Consider the following 14,199-nt stretch of genomic DNA (forward strand, 5'->3'; position numbering starts at 1 on the left):
ACGTTTCGCAATCCGTGAAGGTGGCCGTACAGTAGGTGCTGGTGTTGTAGCGAAAATCATCAAATAATTGATGGATTCTTAAATGTCTTAGAGACAGAAAGAAGACAAAAGAAAAGTGCGGGGAAAACGTTCCGCACTTTTTGTTTATTCTGTGTCTGATATTTCGCTTAAGTATTTACTAGATTATTTGATTTTATAGTGATAGCTGCGGTAAATAATTTTCAGTGATTCCAACAAGTTCTTCTATTGAAATTAATTTTATCTTGCTGTTTTGAGGTAAAAGTGCGGTGAGATTTCTTGCTAAAATATCTCGTTTCAATATCATGCAATTCCCTTTACATTTGGCAAAATAATCAGGGTATTTTACTGCCAATAACACACCATCTTGCCATAATACTATCGCATCTTTTTCTGTAACGTATGAAAAGTAATCATCTAGTTCAGTTTTGGGGTAATCTGACTGGGAAAATGTATAAAGCATAATATTCCTTAGAAAGTAAACAATTTTTCTGCTTGATTAAGCTTTTCTATTAATAAAGAGCGGTCAATTTTTTCACAAGATAGGATGAGCTGCTCATTATCTAGCTTAAATTTCTGTAAAGACGTTATGCAGATAAAGCGTTGTTCTACATCATATAAATCTAATAATTTAAAGGTTCGAATGAAGTCTTTCTGTTGAATGAGTTCAGGTTGTTGATGATTAATAAGATTTAGTACACCATCATCTATAAAAAATACGCCAATGTCATCTGGGTCACAAAAAGCTGTTGCGGCAAGAATTGCATCTAAGCCTTCTCGTGAAATGGATGTGCCATGTGGAGATGTGCGAAATAAAAAGGCTATCTTCATAGGGTTATTACTCGATCTGCTTTTAAACTTGCTGCCATAAATTCACCAAGGCCTGCAATCGTAAATCCCTCTGCAAGATTGTAGTGATCTGTGGTTGATGTTGTTAAGTTATCAACAACACCTCGTCGTTGAGATGCTGCAACACATAAATGCAAAGGAACATTGTGGGTGATGGAAAACATTTGCCAATGTTTTTGTAAATTAACTTCATCATTAGCTGGATACACTAATGCATTTCCGTTATTCACTCCATCTTGAAAGAAAAAAATCTGTGAGATTTCGTGTCCTTTTTTGATTAAGGCGTCTGCAAATTGATAAGCTAAAAACGCCCCTTGTTTTCCGTAAACAGGGCTTTTGACGGCGATAACATAGCGCATTATTCTTGCTCTTGTTTGATTTGGCGGATGTACAGGTAAACCGTATGTCGGGAAATATCTAAACGTTCTGCGACTAAATTAATCGCATCTTTAATATCAAAAATACCTTTTTCGTAAAGAGAAAGGACGATTTGTCGGTTTTTAGTATTATTGGCAACAGAGCGATCCGCATTGACTTCTTCTATTGTTTTTTCAATAGTCTGCGCAACCAAGTCTTCCACAGAACTCGCAAAGTTCACTGAAGATGTTTCATTCGTATGCTCCATTGGCATAAAGCATTGTAAAAATTGAGATACGGGTACATCTAAATTAATATTGATACAAAGCAAACCAATAATACGCTGAGTTTTATTACGAATGGCAATAGTGACTGATTTCATCAGTACGCTGCCTTTTGCTCGTGTAAAATAAGGCTTTGAAACACTTTCACTTTGCATATTTCGTAGCGAACGTAAGGCAAGATCGGTGATTGGTGAACCAACTTGTCGATTAGTGTTATGTCCGTTAGCAATACAAATAGCAGAATGTTCAATATCTTCTAGAGAATGAAGCACGATTTCACAATGTTCGCCAATCAGTGCGCTTACACCATCAACGACCGCTTTGTAGGAGTTTATGATAGTGCGATCTTCGTCGGTGAAAGGATATTTGTCGTTTAAAGTCATAGTGTTAGGTTAAAAGTGCGGTAAAAATTCCGCTTGTTTTTTATAATAAAAAGCACGCGTTAAAGAACGCGCGCTATTAAATTCATTAATTATTTTGCAGCTTTTGGATTGACGTCTAATACTTCCACATCAAAAATTAATGTTGAATTTGGTGGAATAGATGCGCCAGCACCTTGTTCGCCATAGCCTAATTCAGGGGCAATGACTAATTGAATTTTTCCGCCTTTTTTCACTAATTGAAGACCTTCAGTCCAGCCTTTAATTACTTGATCAAGTTGGAATTCTACAGGTTGACCGCGCTCTACGGAGCTATCAAATACTTTTCCATTTGGTAATTTACCCGTGTAATGTACTTTAACGGTATCTGTTGCTTTGATTGCATCGCCTTTACCTGCGTTTTCAATTTTGTACATTAAACCAGATTGAGTAGTTTTTACATCTTTACCTTTAGCAAATTCAGCACGGAATTTATCACCTTCTTCTTTTGCTTGTTTAGCAATAGATTCTGCTTTTGCTTTTGACGCAGCCATTAATTTTGCTTCAATAGATTCTAAGGTTTTTTGGATTTTTTCATCTTTACGAACATCCACTTTACCTTCTAAGGCATCTTTTAAACCATCTAAAATACGCGCATTATCATATTTGATGACTTCTTTGTGTGAATCTACAAGATCTTTCATTTGACCGCCCATGAGTGTACCTACGGCATAAGATGCCGCTTTCTCATCGAATGCGCTATCTTCTGCAAAAACTTGGCCAGAAATCACCGCACTTACCATTAATGCTGCGATAGATAATTTTTGAATTTTTAACATATGAGTTAATCCTTTATAATGAATGGAATAATACGAGGAATAGATTAAATGGCTTTCTATCTATTCTCAACTTTTTTTTAGAATTTAGAGAAAATTTATGCAAATTCAACAAATGTTAGAAAATCGCATCGAAGAACTTGAAACGAAAATTGCATTTCAGGAACAGTTATTAGATGAATTAAATCACGCTTTAGTTCAACAGCAATTTGATATAGATAAAATGCAAGTCCAATTGCGTTATATGGCAAATAAATTAAAAGATTTTCAACCCTCTAACATTGCAAGCCAATCTGAAGAAACGCCACCGCCCCATTATTAATTTCTGCAATAAATTCGTTCAAATGAAAAGGGCGCTTAATGCGCCCTTTAAATTACATTCCCAAATAATAATCAGCTAAATACTTGCCTGCTTATGCAAAGTATTTTTCCAAATCGTCGCTACCGCCAATGTGTTTACCACCGATAAACACTTGTGGAACAGTAGTACGACCTGAAACTGCACGTACGCTCACGATTGTTGCATCGTGACCTAATACGATTTCTTCGAAGCTTAAGCCTTTATCGTGTAAAAGTTGTTTTGCTTTTGCACAGAAAGGACAGCCAGGTTTTGTGAAGATTGAAATAGACTCTTGCACTTGGTGTTGTGGCGCAAGGTATTTCAACATAGTGTCAGCATCGGATACTTTGAACGGATCGCCTGGTTCGTTTGGTTCGATAAACATTTTTTCAACTACGCCGTTTTTCACAAGCATAGAATAACGCCATGAACGTTTACCAAAACCTAAATCTTCTTTACCAACTAACATACCCATACCTTCGGTAAATTCACCATTACCATCTGGAATGAAAGTGATGTTTTCAGATTTTTCATCTTCTTTCCATGCGTTCATTACGAAAGTATCATTTACAGATACAACGAGAATATCGTCTACACCGTATTTTTTGAATACTGGTGCTAATTCGTTGTAACGTGGTAAGTGTGATGATGAGCAAGTTGGAGTGAATGCGCCTGGTAATGAGAACACGATCACTGTTTTGTTATCAAATAATTCAGAGGTAGTTACATCAACCCATTTATCACCCTGACGAGTGCGGAATGTCACTTGAGGGACTTTTTTTCCTTCCATATTAGACATTGTTTTTTTCTCCTATTGGTTGTTAATTTAAATTTTACGCGCTGTATTATAGGGAAAATTATGATATAGTCATAATCAATTAATTCTATTCTTTTAATTGAATTTTTCTATAGGGAAAATCTCATGAATATCCGTGATCTAGAATATCTTGTTGCCTTATCTGAATATAAACATTTCCGTCGTGCTGCCGATTCTTGTAATGTGAGTCAACCGACATTAAGTGGTCAAATTCGTAAATTAGAAGATGAGCTCGGTATTATCTTGTTAGAGCGCACCAGTCGTAAGGTGTTGTTTACTCAATCTGGGATGTTGTTAGTTGATCAGGCTCGTACAGTTCTTCGAGAAGTAAAATTATTGAAAGAAATGGCGAGTAATCAAGGTAAAGAAATGACCGGGCCATTACACATCGGTTTAATTCCAACAGTTGGTCCTTACTTGCTCCCTTATATTGTACCAACGTTAAAAGCGGCATTCCCTGATTTAGAAGTTTTTCTTTATGAAGCTCAAACGCATCAACTATTAGAACAATTGGAAACGGGACGCTTAGATTGTGCCATCGTTGCCACTGTTCCTGAAACTGAGGCTTTTATTGAAGTACCTATTTTCAACGAGAAAATGTTACTTGCCGTATCTGAGCATCATCCTTGGGCTCAAGAAAGTAAACTTTCAATGAACCAGTTAAATGGTCAAGAAATGTTAATGCTTGATGATGGCCATTGTTTGCGTAATCAAGCGTTAGATTATTGCTTCACTGCTGGTGCAAAAGAAAATTCCCATTTCCAAGCGACTAGCCTTGAAACTTTGCGTAATATGGTGGCAGCAAATGCTGGTATCACTTTTATGCCTGAATTGGCAGTACTAAATGAAGGCACGCGAAAAGGTGTGAAATATATTCCTTGTTATTCGCCTGAGCCATCACGCACCATTGCGTTGGTTTATCGTCCTGGTTCACCATTGCGTAATCGTTACGAGCGTGTAGCAAGTGCGGTCAGCGATAAAGTTAAATCTATTCTAGGTGGGTTGAAATAATGGCTGGTGTTCGTGCTGTTCAAAAAGAAAAGACTCGTCGAGCTTTAGTGGATGCGGCATTTAATCAACTTAGCGCAGAAAAAAGTTTTTCTAATTTGAGTTTGCGAGAAGTTGCCCGCGAGGCTGGAATTGCGCCTACATCTTTCTATCGTCATTTTAGCGATATGGATGAACTCGGCTTAGAAATGGTGGATGAAGCTGGTTTGATGTTGCGCCAATTAATGCGTCAAGCGCGTAAACGTATTGATGCTGGCGGTAGCGTTATTTCTGTTTCTGTGGATACATTTTTTGAATTTATCACTAACAGTACGAACGTTTTTCGCTTGCTATTACGTGAAAGTTCAGGCACTTCTCAAGCTTTTCGTACTGCGGCAGCACGTGAAATTAAGCATTTTGTTGATGAGTTAGCAGAATATATTTCCTACAAACATCAATATTCACAATATGTTGCTTATGTTCAAGCGGAAGGTATCGTAACAATCGTATTCACTGCTGGGGCTAATGCTTTAGATATGAGTAAAGCTGAACGTGAGCAACTTAAAGCTAGAGTAATTTTGCAGTTGAGAATGCTTGCAAAAGGCGCTGATTTTGCAGCGAATAAGGAAAGAGGCAAGTAAGATAGTTTATATCTAGCCTATTAGTTTTCTCTTTGTGCTTAGATATTCACTATCTTTTATTTTTCCGAGTTATTTCTCATACCAAATTTTATTCACATAAAGTGTGATAAAACCTGAGGGCGTTTCTACCCGCACTTCGTCGTCTAATGTTTTTCCGATTAAAGCTCGAGCAACTGGGGAATCAATGGATATCCAATTTTTCGCAGGGGCAAATTCATCGCAACCGACGATACGATATTGCTTGATTTCACCATCTTCATTTTCCAATTCTACCCATGCGCCAAAGAAAATTTTTCCCTCTTGCTTTGGGTTGTAATCGACAATTTGTAGTGCTTCCAATCTTTTAGTTAAAAAACGTACACGACGATCAATTTCACGTAAGCGACGTTTTCCGTAAATATATTCTGCATTTTCACTGCGGTCACCAAGAGCGGCAGCATCTGAAACAGCTTGGGTTACTTTGGGGCGTTCTTCTTTCCACAAAAACTTGAGTTCTTGATCAAGCTCATTCCAGCCTTGACGGGTAATATAATTTGATTTTGCCATAATAAAAATAAAAGAAAGTTTTTCGAATTATATTTGAGCCAATAGCCTAAAACCAGTATTCTATCCCTGTTTTTTCTCGAATCCTTTCATAACAAAGAAGTATGACAATGTTAAATCAACAAATTAGCCAAATTATTGCGGCAGAATTAACCGTTCAACCCCAACAAATCCTCGCCGCCATTCAATTATTAGATGATGGCAACACCATTCCATTTATTGCCCGTTATCGTAAAGAAGCCACTGGTGGCTTGGATGACACCCAACTTCGTCATTTTGAAACTCGTTTAATTTATTTACGTGAATTAGAAGATCGTCGTCAAACCATTTTGAAATCTATTGAAGAGCAAGGGAAATTGACCGATGAATTGCGTGACAAAATCCATGCGACACAAAGCAAAACCGAATTAGAAGATTTGTATTTGCCATACAAACCGAAACGTCGTACTAAAGGGCAAATTGCGATTGAAGTGGGTCTTGAGCCATTGGCTGATTTACTTTGGAACGAGCCAAAAAATGATCCAGAATCAACCGCACTTTCCTTTGTTGATGCTGAAAAAGGCGTAGCTGATAGCAAAGCTGCGTTAGACGGTGCACGCTATATTTTAATGGAACGTTTTGCTGAAGATGCGGGTTTATTAGCTAAGGTCCGTGATTATTTAGCGAAAAATGCGGTTATTGTATCTAAAGTGATCGAAGGCAAAGAAACGGAAGGCGCAAAATTCCAAGATTATTTCGACCACCAAGAATTATTGAAAAATGTACCTTCTCACCGTGCATTAGCCATGTTCCGTGGACGTAATGAGGGCATTTTACAATTAAGCTTAAATGCTGATCCTGATGCAGAAGAGGGTAGTCGCCAAAGCTATTGTGAAGAGATTATTCGTGATTATTTAGATGCCCGTTTCACGGGTCAGCCAGCGGATAAATGGCGTGAACAAGTGATTGCATGGACGTGGAAAATCAAAGTTTCGTTGCATTTAGAAACAGAATTAATGGCAAGTTTACGTGAAAAAGCGGAAGAAGAAGCCATTGATGTTTTTGCTAGAAATCTGACCGCACTTTTAATGGCCGCACCAGCTGGCGCGAAAAGCACTATGGGCTTGGATCCGGGCTTACGCACAGGTGTTAAAGTCGCGGTGGTGGATAACACAGGTAAATTATTAGATACCACCACCATTTATCCACACACAGGGCGTGAAGCGGAAGCACAAGTGGCGATTTTCAGCTTAATTCGCAAACATAACGTGGAATTAATTGCCATTGGTAATGGTACCGCTTCTCGTGAAACCGAACGTTTTGCGAAAGAAGTGATTAAAGAAATCAAAGAAAATAAACCTCAAACCGTTGTAGTGAGCGAAGCAGGCGCGTCCGTTTATTCTGCTTCTGAATTTGCCGCAAATGAATTTCCAAATTTAGATGTGTCTTTACGTGGTGCGGTCTCTATCGCGCGTCGTTTACAAGATCCATTGGCAGAATTAGTGAAAATCGAACCGAAAGCCATTGGTGTAGGGCAATATCAGCACGATGTAAACCAAACCCAACTTGCGCGTAAACTCGATGCGGTGGTGGAAGACTGTGTAAACGCGGTGGGTGTGGATTTGAACACAGCATCTGCACCATTGCTTGCTCGCGTGGCTGGAATGACGAAAACTTTAGCGCAAAACATTGTGGAATACCGTGATGAAAATGGCCGTTTTGAAAGTCGCAGTGAATTGAAAAAAGTGCCGCGTTTAGGACCAAAAGCTTTTGAGCAATGTGCAGGCTTTATGCGTATTGCAGACGGGAAAAATCCACTTGATGCTTCAGGTGTTCACCCTGAAGCTTACCCTGTGGTCGAAAAAATCTTGCAAGCCACTGCGCAATCTATTCAAGATTTAATGGGCAATGCCGGTGTGGTACGTCAGCTTGATGCAAAACAATTTATTGATGAGCAATTTGGTTTACCGACCATTCAAGATATTTTCAAAGAATTGGAAAAACCAGGTCGCGATCCGCGTGGTGAGTTTAAAACTGCGGTATTCGCAGAAGGCGTGGAAGAAATCACAGATTTAAAACCAGGTATGATTTTAGAAGGTACCGTCACTAATGTGACTAATTTCGGCGCATTTGTGGATATCGGTGTTCACCAAGACGGTTTAGTACATATTTCATCATTAAGCGATAAATTCGTAGAAGACCCACATCAAGTGGTGAAAACAGGAGATATCGTGAAAGTGAAAGTGTTGGAAGTAGATGTGCCGCGTAAACGTATCGCGTTGACGATGCGATTAGATGAAAGTGCGGTCAAAAATGACGGCAAATCTGACCGCACTTTATCCGCAAGACCTCGTGGAAATACGCAGCGAGAGGAGCGTAATTCAAGAGGTAATAATGTGATGGGCAATGCCTTTGCTGATGCGCTAAAAAATTGGAAAAAATAACAAGTTATAGGGCGAGATTATTCGCCCTTTTTTTATATCTTTCCTTTCCCGAAAAGCATCGCCAAAACGGCGATTTTTTGCTATAATTCCGCCCAATTTTTATTTACAAAAGAATGAGATAAATTATGTCAGAAACGACCAATGATAACTATGGTGCATCGAGCATTAAAGTATTAAAAGGCCTTGATGCGGTGCGTAAACGTCCTGGTATGTATATCGGTGATACCGATGACGGTACTGGTTTGCACCATATGGTATTTGAAGTGGTGGATAATGCCATTGATGAAGCCCTCGCTGGCCATTGTTCCGATATTATCGTGACAATTCACGATGATAATTCAGTATCGGTGCAAGATGATGGGCGTGGTATTCCTGTGGATATTCACCCTGAAGAAGGCGTTTCTGCAGCAGAAGTTATCATGACCGTGCTTCACGCTGGTGGTAAATTTGACGATAACTCTTATAAAGTATCAGGCGGTTTACACGGTGTGGGCGTATCAGTGGTGAATGCGCTTTCTGATAAATTACAGTTAACCATTCGTCGTCAAGGTCACGTTCATGAGCAATTCTATCATTTAGGTGAGCCACAAGCGCCATTAACAGTGATTGGTGACACAGAGGCAACGGGGACAACTGTTCGTTTTTGGCCAAGCTCGGATATTTTTGCTATCACAACCTTTGATTACAAAATCTTAGCAAAACGCTTACGCGAGCTTTCTTTCTTGAACTCTGGCGTATCTATTCGTTTAATTGATAAACGTGATGGCTCTGAAGATCATTTCCATTACGAAGGCGGTATTCAAGCATTCGTAGAATATTTGAACAAAAATAAAAACCCAATTCATCCTAAACCATTTTATTTTACGGCTGAGAAAGATGGCATCGGTGTAGAAGTTGCCTTGCAGTGGAATGATGGTGTAAATGAAAACGTGTATTGCTTTACTAACAATATTCCTCAACGTGACGGTGGTACTCACTTAGCAGGTTTTCGTGGGGCTTTAACCCGTAGCTTAAACAGCTACATGGAAAACGAGGGTATGCTGAAAAAAGAAAAAGTGGCGACTTCAGGCGATGATGCGCGTGAAGGTTTGGTGGCGATTATTTCAGTTAAAGTGCCTGATCCAAAATTCTCATCGCAAACTAAAGACAAACTCGTGTCTTCAGAAGTTAAAAGTGCGGTGGAATCTGCGATGAATGAAAAAATGCAGGAATATTTATTGGAAAATCCTGCAGATGCAAAAATCATCGTAAACCAAATTATTATGGCTGCTCGTGCGCGTGAAGCCGCACGTAAAGCTCGTGAAATGACGCGCCGTAAAGGGGCATTAGATATTGCAGGGTTGCCGGGTAAACTTGCAGACTGCCAAGAAAAAGATCCTGCACTTTCTGAACTTTACTTGGTGGAGGGAGACTCCGCGGGTGGTTCTGCAAAAGTTGGTCGTGATCGTAAAACTCAAGCAATTTTGCCATTGAAAGGTAAAATCTTAAACGTAGAAAAAGCACGTTTCGACAAAATGTTGTCTTCCCAAGAAGTGGGCACATTAATTACAGCTTTAGGTTGCGGTATTGGTCGTGATGAATATAATCCAGATAAATTACGTTATCATCATATCATTATCATGACTGATGCTGACGTGGATGGTTCTCACATCCGCACATTGCTTTTAACGTTTTTCTATCGTCAAATGCCTGAGCTTATTGAGCGTGGTTATGTTTACATTGCTCAGCCGCCACTTTACAAAGTGAAAAAAGGAAAACAAGAACGCTACATTAAAGATGCGGATGAAATGGAGCAATATGAATTAACGCTTGCTTTAGATGGCGCGGAATTACATATTAGCGCAAATGCACCAGCAATGAATGCCCTTGTATTTGAAAAATTGGTGGCAGAATATAACAGCGTACAAAAACTTATCGGCCGTTTAAGTCGCCATTATCCAACTCCTGTGTTGCAAGGATTAATTTATCAATCGCCAATTTCTGTTGAAATGATGAAAAACGAAAGTGCGGTTGAAAATTGGGGTAAATCTTTTATTGAACAACTGACAGCAAAAGAAACAGAAGCGCATCAATATTCAGTGCGTACACAATTTAACGCGGAACGCCAAGTGTATGAAGCGGTGATTACTGTTCGTAAACACGGTATTGATACCGATTATTTCTTGAATTTTGATTTTGTTCATGGCAATGAATACGCGAAAATTGTTTCTCTTAATAAACAACTCAATGGTTTATTAGAAGAAGGCGCTTATGTCACACGCGGTGAAAAAGTACAACCAGTGCGTAGCTTTGAACAAGCCGTTGAATGGCTAGTGAAAGAATCTCGTAAAGGCCTTGAAGTACAACGTTATAAAGGACTTGGTGAAATGAACGCAGACCAACTTTGGGAAACCACAATGGATCCAAATTCACGTCGTATGTTGAAGGTTTCTATTAAGGATGCTGTTGCAGCGGATCAACTCTTCACAACCTTAATGGGAGATGAAGTTGAGCCACGCCGTGAGTTCATTGAGCTGAATGCGTTAAGAGCAAATTTGGACGTGTAAATTTCCGTCTATTTATATTAATAACTGAAAGGGCACTCAAGTGCCCTTTCTTTGTTTATCTTATTATTTCATACAAGGATTACTATTGGTTTTTTGAACTTAAGTGAGTAAACTAAATGCACTCATTTTCTCAACGGAGAACCTTTATGAAACCTTATCTTATCGCCCCCTCAATTCTTTCTGCTGATCTCGCTCGTCTTGGTGATGATGTACAAAACGTACTTAATGCGGGTGCGGATGTTATTCATTTTGATGTAATGGATAATCATTATGTACCTAATCTCACTTTTGGGCCTGCGGTATGTCAAGCTTTACGTGATTATGGCATTACCGCACCGATAGATGTGCATTTAATGGTAAAACCCGTAGATCGTATTATTCCCGATTTTGCTAAAGCAGGTGCGAACTACATCACTTTCCACCCAGAATCTAGCGAACATATTGACCGCTCTTTGCAGCTTATTCGCGATTGTGGTTGTAAATCTGGATTAGTGTTTAATCCTGCGACACCGTTGAGCTATTTAGATTACGTTTTGGATAAAGTGGATGTGGTTTTATTAATGTCAGTGAATCCTGGATTTGGCGGACAATCTTTTATTCCAGCAGCATTGAAGAAATTACAACAGGCTCGTAAGATTATTGATGAAAGTGGTTATGACATTCGTCTTGAAGTAGATGGCGGCGTGAAGGTTGATAACATCGCAGAAATTGCTGCAGCGGGTGCTGATATGTTCGTAGCAGGTTCCGCAATTTTTGGTAAGCCAGATTATAAACAAGTAATTGACCAAATGCGTACACAGTTAGCGAATGTAGGCGCATAACTGTCATTTTAATGAAATGCGATTGCAATAGAACAGAGAAAAACAATGAATACACAATTTAAACTTATTGGCTTTGATTTAGATGGTACGTTGGTAAATAGCTTGCCTGATTTAGCGTTATCCGTAAATTCTGCCTTGGCTGAATTTGATTTACCGAAAGCGCCAGAAGAATTAGTGTTAACTTGGATCGGTAATGGTGCGCCTGTATTAATTGCCCGTGCGTTAGATTGGGCGCAAAAACAAACAGGAAAAGAGTTAACTGAAACAGAGGTTAAGCAAGTAACAGAACGTTTTAATTTTTATTATGGCGAGAATTTATGTAATGTCAGTCGCCTGTATCCGAATGTAAAAGAAACATTAGAAACTTTGAAAAAAAAAGGTTATGTCTTAGCAGTTGTTACCAATAAACCGACGAAGCACGTTCAACCGGTATTGGCTGCATTTGGCATTGATCATTTATTTAGTGAAATGTTGGGGGGGCAATCTTTACCTGCCATTAAACCACATCCAGGTCCGCTTTATTATTTATGCGGAAAATTTGGTTTTGAACCACGCCAAGTGCTTTTCGTGGGTGATTCTAAAAATGATATTATCGCAGGCCACGCTGCTGGCTGTGCAGTTGTTGGTTTAACTTACGGTTACAATTACAATATCCCTATCAGTGAATCCAATCCAGATTGGGTGTTTGATGATTTTGCCCAGCTCTTAACGATTCTTTAAGTTTCTTATCTAACAAAAAAGTGCGGTGAACCTTGAGCTTCCCCAAAAACAGGATGCCTATTTAAGGTGCAGATGATGTCCGATTCTTACTAATTTCGTTTTAATTAGGATTTTAGTGTAACCGAATTGAATCAAAAACAGTTCGCGCCGATGTAATAGAATTTCGAGTTGGGCAGAATAAACTCTATTTTGTCCCATTAATAGACTTATAAAAAAGCTGAGTCCCGTACAATACGGAACTCAGTATTTGATTAACTGTTCAATTTTGGGATATAGATCCAAAATTCACCACACTTTTATATGTAAGATCTTTATCATTAAAGAATAAAACGACTCAAATCTTCATTTTCAACCACTTCGCCAAGTGCATCCGCTACATAAGCCGCATCAATATTGACCGTTTGACCATTCATGTCACTTGCACTGAAAGAAATTTTATCCATTAAACGTTCCATTACCGTATGCAAACGGCGTGCACCGATATTCTCCGTTTTTTCATTAACACGGAATGCGGCCTCAGCAATTTTCTTCACTGCGTCGGTTGTAAATTCAATATTCACCCCTTCTGTTGCCATCAAGGCTTTATATTGCTCGGTTAAAGAGGCATGTGGCTCCGTTAAAATACGCTCAAAATCAGCCGCACTTAATGCGGTAAGTTCAACACGAATCGGCAAACGCCCCTGCAACTCTGGAATTAAATCTGAAGGACGAGCAACTTGGAATGCACCCGATGCAATAAATAAGATATGATCAGTTTTAACCATTCCGTGTTTGGTACTAACGGTCGAGCCTTCCACTAACGGAAGTAAATCACGTTGCACACCTTCACGCGATACATCTGCACCACTGTATTCACCTTTCTTACAAATTTTGTCAATTTCATCGATGAAAACGATACCATTTTGTTCTACCGCATCAATCGCTTTTTGTTTAAGTTCTTCAGGGTTAATTAATTTCGCTGCTTCATCATCAATCAACGCTTTCAACGCATCTTTAATTTTCATTTTGCGTTTTTTCGTTTTATCTGAACCTAAATTTTGGAACAATGATTGCAGTTGATTTGTCATTTCTTCCATGCCTGGAGGAGCCATAATTTCAACGCCCATAGACACGCCTGCAGACACATCAATTTCGATTTCTTTATCATCTAATTGACCTTCGCGTAATTTTTTACGGAACGCTTGGCGAGTACTGCTGTGATTATCATGGCTTTCAACTTCGCCCCATTGATTTTTAGCTGGGGGAAGTAAAGCATCCAAGATACGCTCTTCGGCTGCATCTTCAGCCCTTGCTCTGTTCTTCGCAATTTCCTGCTGGCGAACAAGCTTCATCGCACTATCCGTTAAATCACGAATAATGGAATCTACCTCTTTCCCCACATAACCCACTTCGGTAAATTTCGTTGCTTCTACTTTGATAAATGGCGCGTTAGCTAATTTTGCCAAACGGCGCGCAATTTCAGTTTTACCCACACCAGTTGGACCAATCATTAAAATATTTTTTGGGGTTACTTCATGACGCAGAGGTTCTTGAAGCTGCATACGACGCCAACGGTTACGCAATGCAATCGCCACAGCACGTTTTGCATCGGCTTGACCAATAATATGTTGATCTAATTCAGAAACTATTTCGCGAGGAGTCATTTCAGACATATTTTT

The 14,199-nt window shown here is 39.2% G+C and carries 16 protein-coding genes; 8 read left to right on the plus strand and 8 right to left on the minus strand.

The annotated features are described in order from the left end of the window. A partial coding sequence (locus DV417_RS08005; RefSeq protein WP_080265453.1) for an EF-Tu C-terminal domain-related protein occupies positions 1-67 on the plus strand: 67 nt, incomplete at its 5' end. A 126-nt stretch (positions 68-193) separates the two neighbouring features. On the opposite strand, the gene DV417_RS08010 is transcribed toward DV417_RS08005, so the two are convergent. The 5 genes from DV417_RS08010 to fkpA all read right to left on the minus strand — a co-directional run bounded on the left by DV417_RS08010 (position 194) and on the right by fkpA (position 2,706). Next, the gene (locus DV417_RS08010) at positions 194-481 is read right to left on the minus strand and encodes a DsrH/TusB family sulfur relay protein (RefSeq protein WP_118879316.1); all 288 of its coding nucleotides are present in this window, start codon (positions 479-481) and stop codon (positions 194-196) included. Between the two features lie 8 nt (positions 482-489). Continuing rightward, positions 490-849: a sulfurtransferase complex subunit TusC gene (gene tusC / locus DV417_RS08015; protein ID WP_118879317.1), complete on the minus strand. Its 360-nt coding sequence runs from the start codon at positions 847-849 to the stop codon at positions 490-492. Next, positions 846-1,226 (minus strand): sulfurtransferase complex subunit TusD, encoded by a 381-nt coding sequence (gene tusD, locus DV417_RS08020; RefSeq protein ID WP_118879318.1) that lies wholly within the window; start codon positions 1,224-1,226, stop codon positions 846-848. Before tusD ends, tusC begins: the two co-directional genes overlap by 4 nt. Beyond that, positions 1,226-1,891: a helix-turn-helix transcriptional regulator gene (locus tag DV417_RS08025; protein ID WP_118813340.1), complete on the minus strand. Its 666-nt coding sequence runs from the start codon at positions 1,889-1,891 to the stop codon at positions 1,226-1,228. Before DV417_RS08025 ends, tusD begins: the two co-directional genes overlap by 1 nt. 89 nt (positions 1,892-1,980) lie before the next feature. Then, entirely contained in the window at positions 1,981-2,706 is a 726-nt protein-coding gene (fkpA, locus tag DV417_RS08030; RefSeq protein WP_005636126.1) for an FKBP-type peptidyl-prolyl cis-trans isomerase, read from the minus strand. 97 nt (positions 2,707-2,803) lie between these two features. On the opposite strand from fkpA, the gene DV417_RS08035 reads away from it, so the two are divergent. Then, complete coding sequence (locus DV417_RS08035; RefSeq protein WP_005630530.1) at positions 2,804-3,025, plus strand: SlyX family protein; 222 nt, start codon at positions 2,804-2,806, stop codon at positions 3,023-3,025. A 91-nt stretch (positions 3,026-3,116) separates the two neighbouring features. On the opposite strand, the gene pgdx is transcribed toward DV417_RS08035, so the two are convergent. Next, positions 3,117-3,842, minus strand: a complete 726-nt coding sequence (gene pgdx / locus DV417_RS08040) for a hybrid peroxiredoxin PGdx (protein ID WP_009499556.1) — start codon at positions 3,840-3,842, stop codon at positions 3,117-3,119. 123 nt (positions 3,843-3,965) lie between these two features. Here pgdx and oxyR point away from each other — a divergent pair, with 123 nt between their 5' ends. Both oxyR and fabR read left to right on the plus strand, forming a co-directional pair. Next, on the plus strand, positions 3,966-4,871 hold the full coding sequence (oxyR, locus tag DV417_RS08045; protein WP_118879319.1) for a DNA-binding transcriptional regulator OxyR: 906 nt from the start codon (positions 3,966-3,968) through the stop codon (positions 4,869-4,871). Continuing rightward, a complete protein-coding gene (fabR, locus tag DV417_RS08050; protein WP_005629669.1) occupies positions 4,871-5,488 on the plus strand; it encodes an HTH-type transcriptional repressor FabR in 618 nt (205 codons plus the stop codon). The genes oxyR and fabR overlap by 1 nt, the downstream gene beginning before the upstream one ends. Positions 5,489-5,557: 69 nt before the next feature. Here fabR and greB read toward each other — a convergent pair whose 3' ends face one another. Further along, a complete protein-coding gene (gene greB / locus DV417_RS08055; RefSeq protein WP_118879320.1) occupies positions 5,558-6,034 on the minus strand; it encodes a transcription elongation factor GreB in 477 nt (158 codons plus the stop codon). Positions 6,035-6,141: 107 nt separating this feature from the next. Here greB and DV417_RS08060 point away from each other — a divergent pair, with 107 nt between their 5' ends. The 4 genes from DV417_RS08060 (at position 6,142) to DV417_RS08075 (ending at position 12,541) form a co-directional block, all read left to right on the plus strand. After that, complete coding sequence (locus DV417_RS08060; protein WP_118879321.1) at positions 6,142-8,454, plus strand: Tex family protein; 2,313 nt, start codon at positions 6,142-6,144, stop codon at positions 8,452-8,454. Between the two features lie 125 nt (positions 8,455-8,579). Further along, positions 8,580-11,000: a DNA topoisomerase (ATP-hydrolyzing) subunit B gene (gene gyrB / locus DV417_RS08065; protein WP_118879322.1), complete on the plus strand. Its 2,421-nt coding sequence runs from the start codon at positions 8,580-8,582 to the stop codon at positions 10,998-11,000. A gap of 146 nt (positions 11,001-11,146) precedes the next feature. After that, positions 11,147-11,821: a ribulose-phosphate 3-epimerase gene (gene rpe, locus DV417_RS08070; RefSeq protein WP_118879323.1), complete on the plus strand. Its 675-nt coding sequence runs from the start codon at positions 11,147-11,149 to the stop codon at positions 11,819-11,821. A 45-nt stretch (positions 11,822-11,866) separates the two neighbouring features. Further along, on the plus strand, positions 11,867-12,541 hold the full coding sequence (locus DV417_RS08075; protein WP_118879324.1) for a phosphoglycolate phosphatase: 675 nt from the start codon (positions 11,867-11,869) through the stop codon (positions 12,539-12,541). Positions 12,542-12,858: 317 nt separating this feature from the next. On the opposite strand, the gene hslU is transcribed toward DV417_RS08075, so the two are convergent. Further along, positions 12,859-14,193, minus strand: a complete 1,335-nt coding sequence (gene hslU / locus DV417_RS08080; RefSeq protein WP_046939954.1) for an HslU--HslV peptidase ATPase subunit — start codon at positions 14,191-14,193, stop codon at positions 12,859-12,861. Between the last annotated feature and the right edge of the window lie 6 nt (positions 14,194-14,199).

The organism is Haemophilus haemolyticus (assembly GCF_003490935.1).
GTDB classification, from domain to species: Bacteria; Pseudomonadota; Gammaproteobacteria; order Enterobacterales; family Pasteurellaceae; genus Haemophilus; species Haemophilus haemolyticus_M.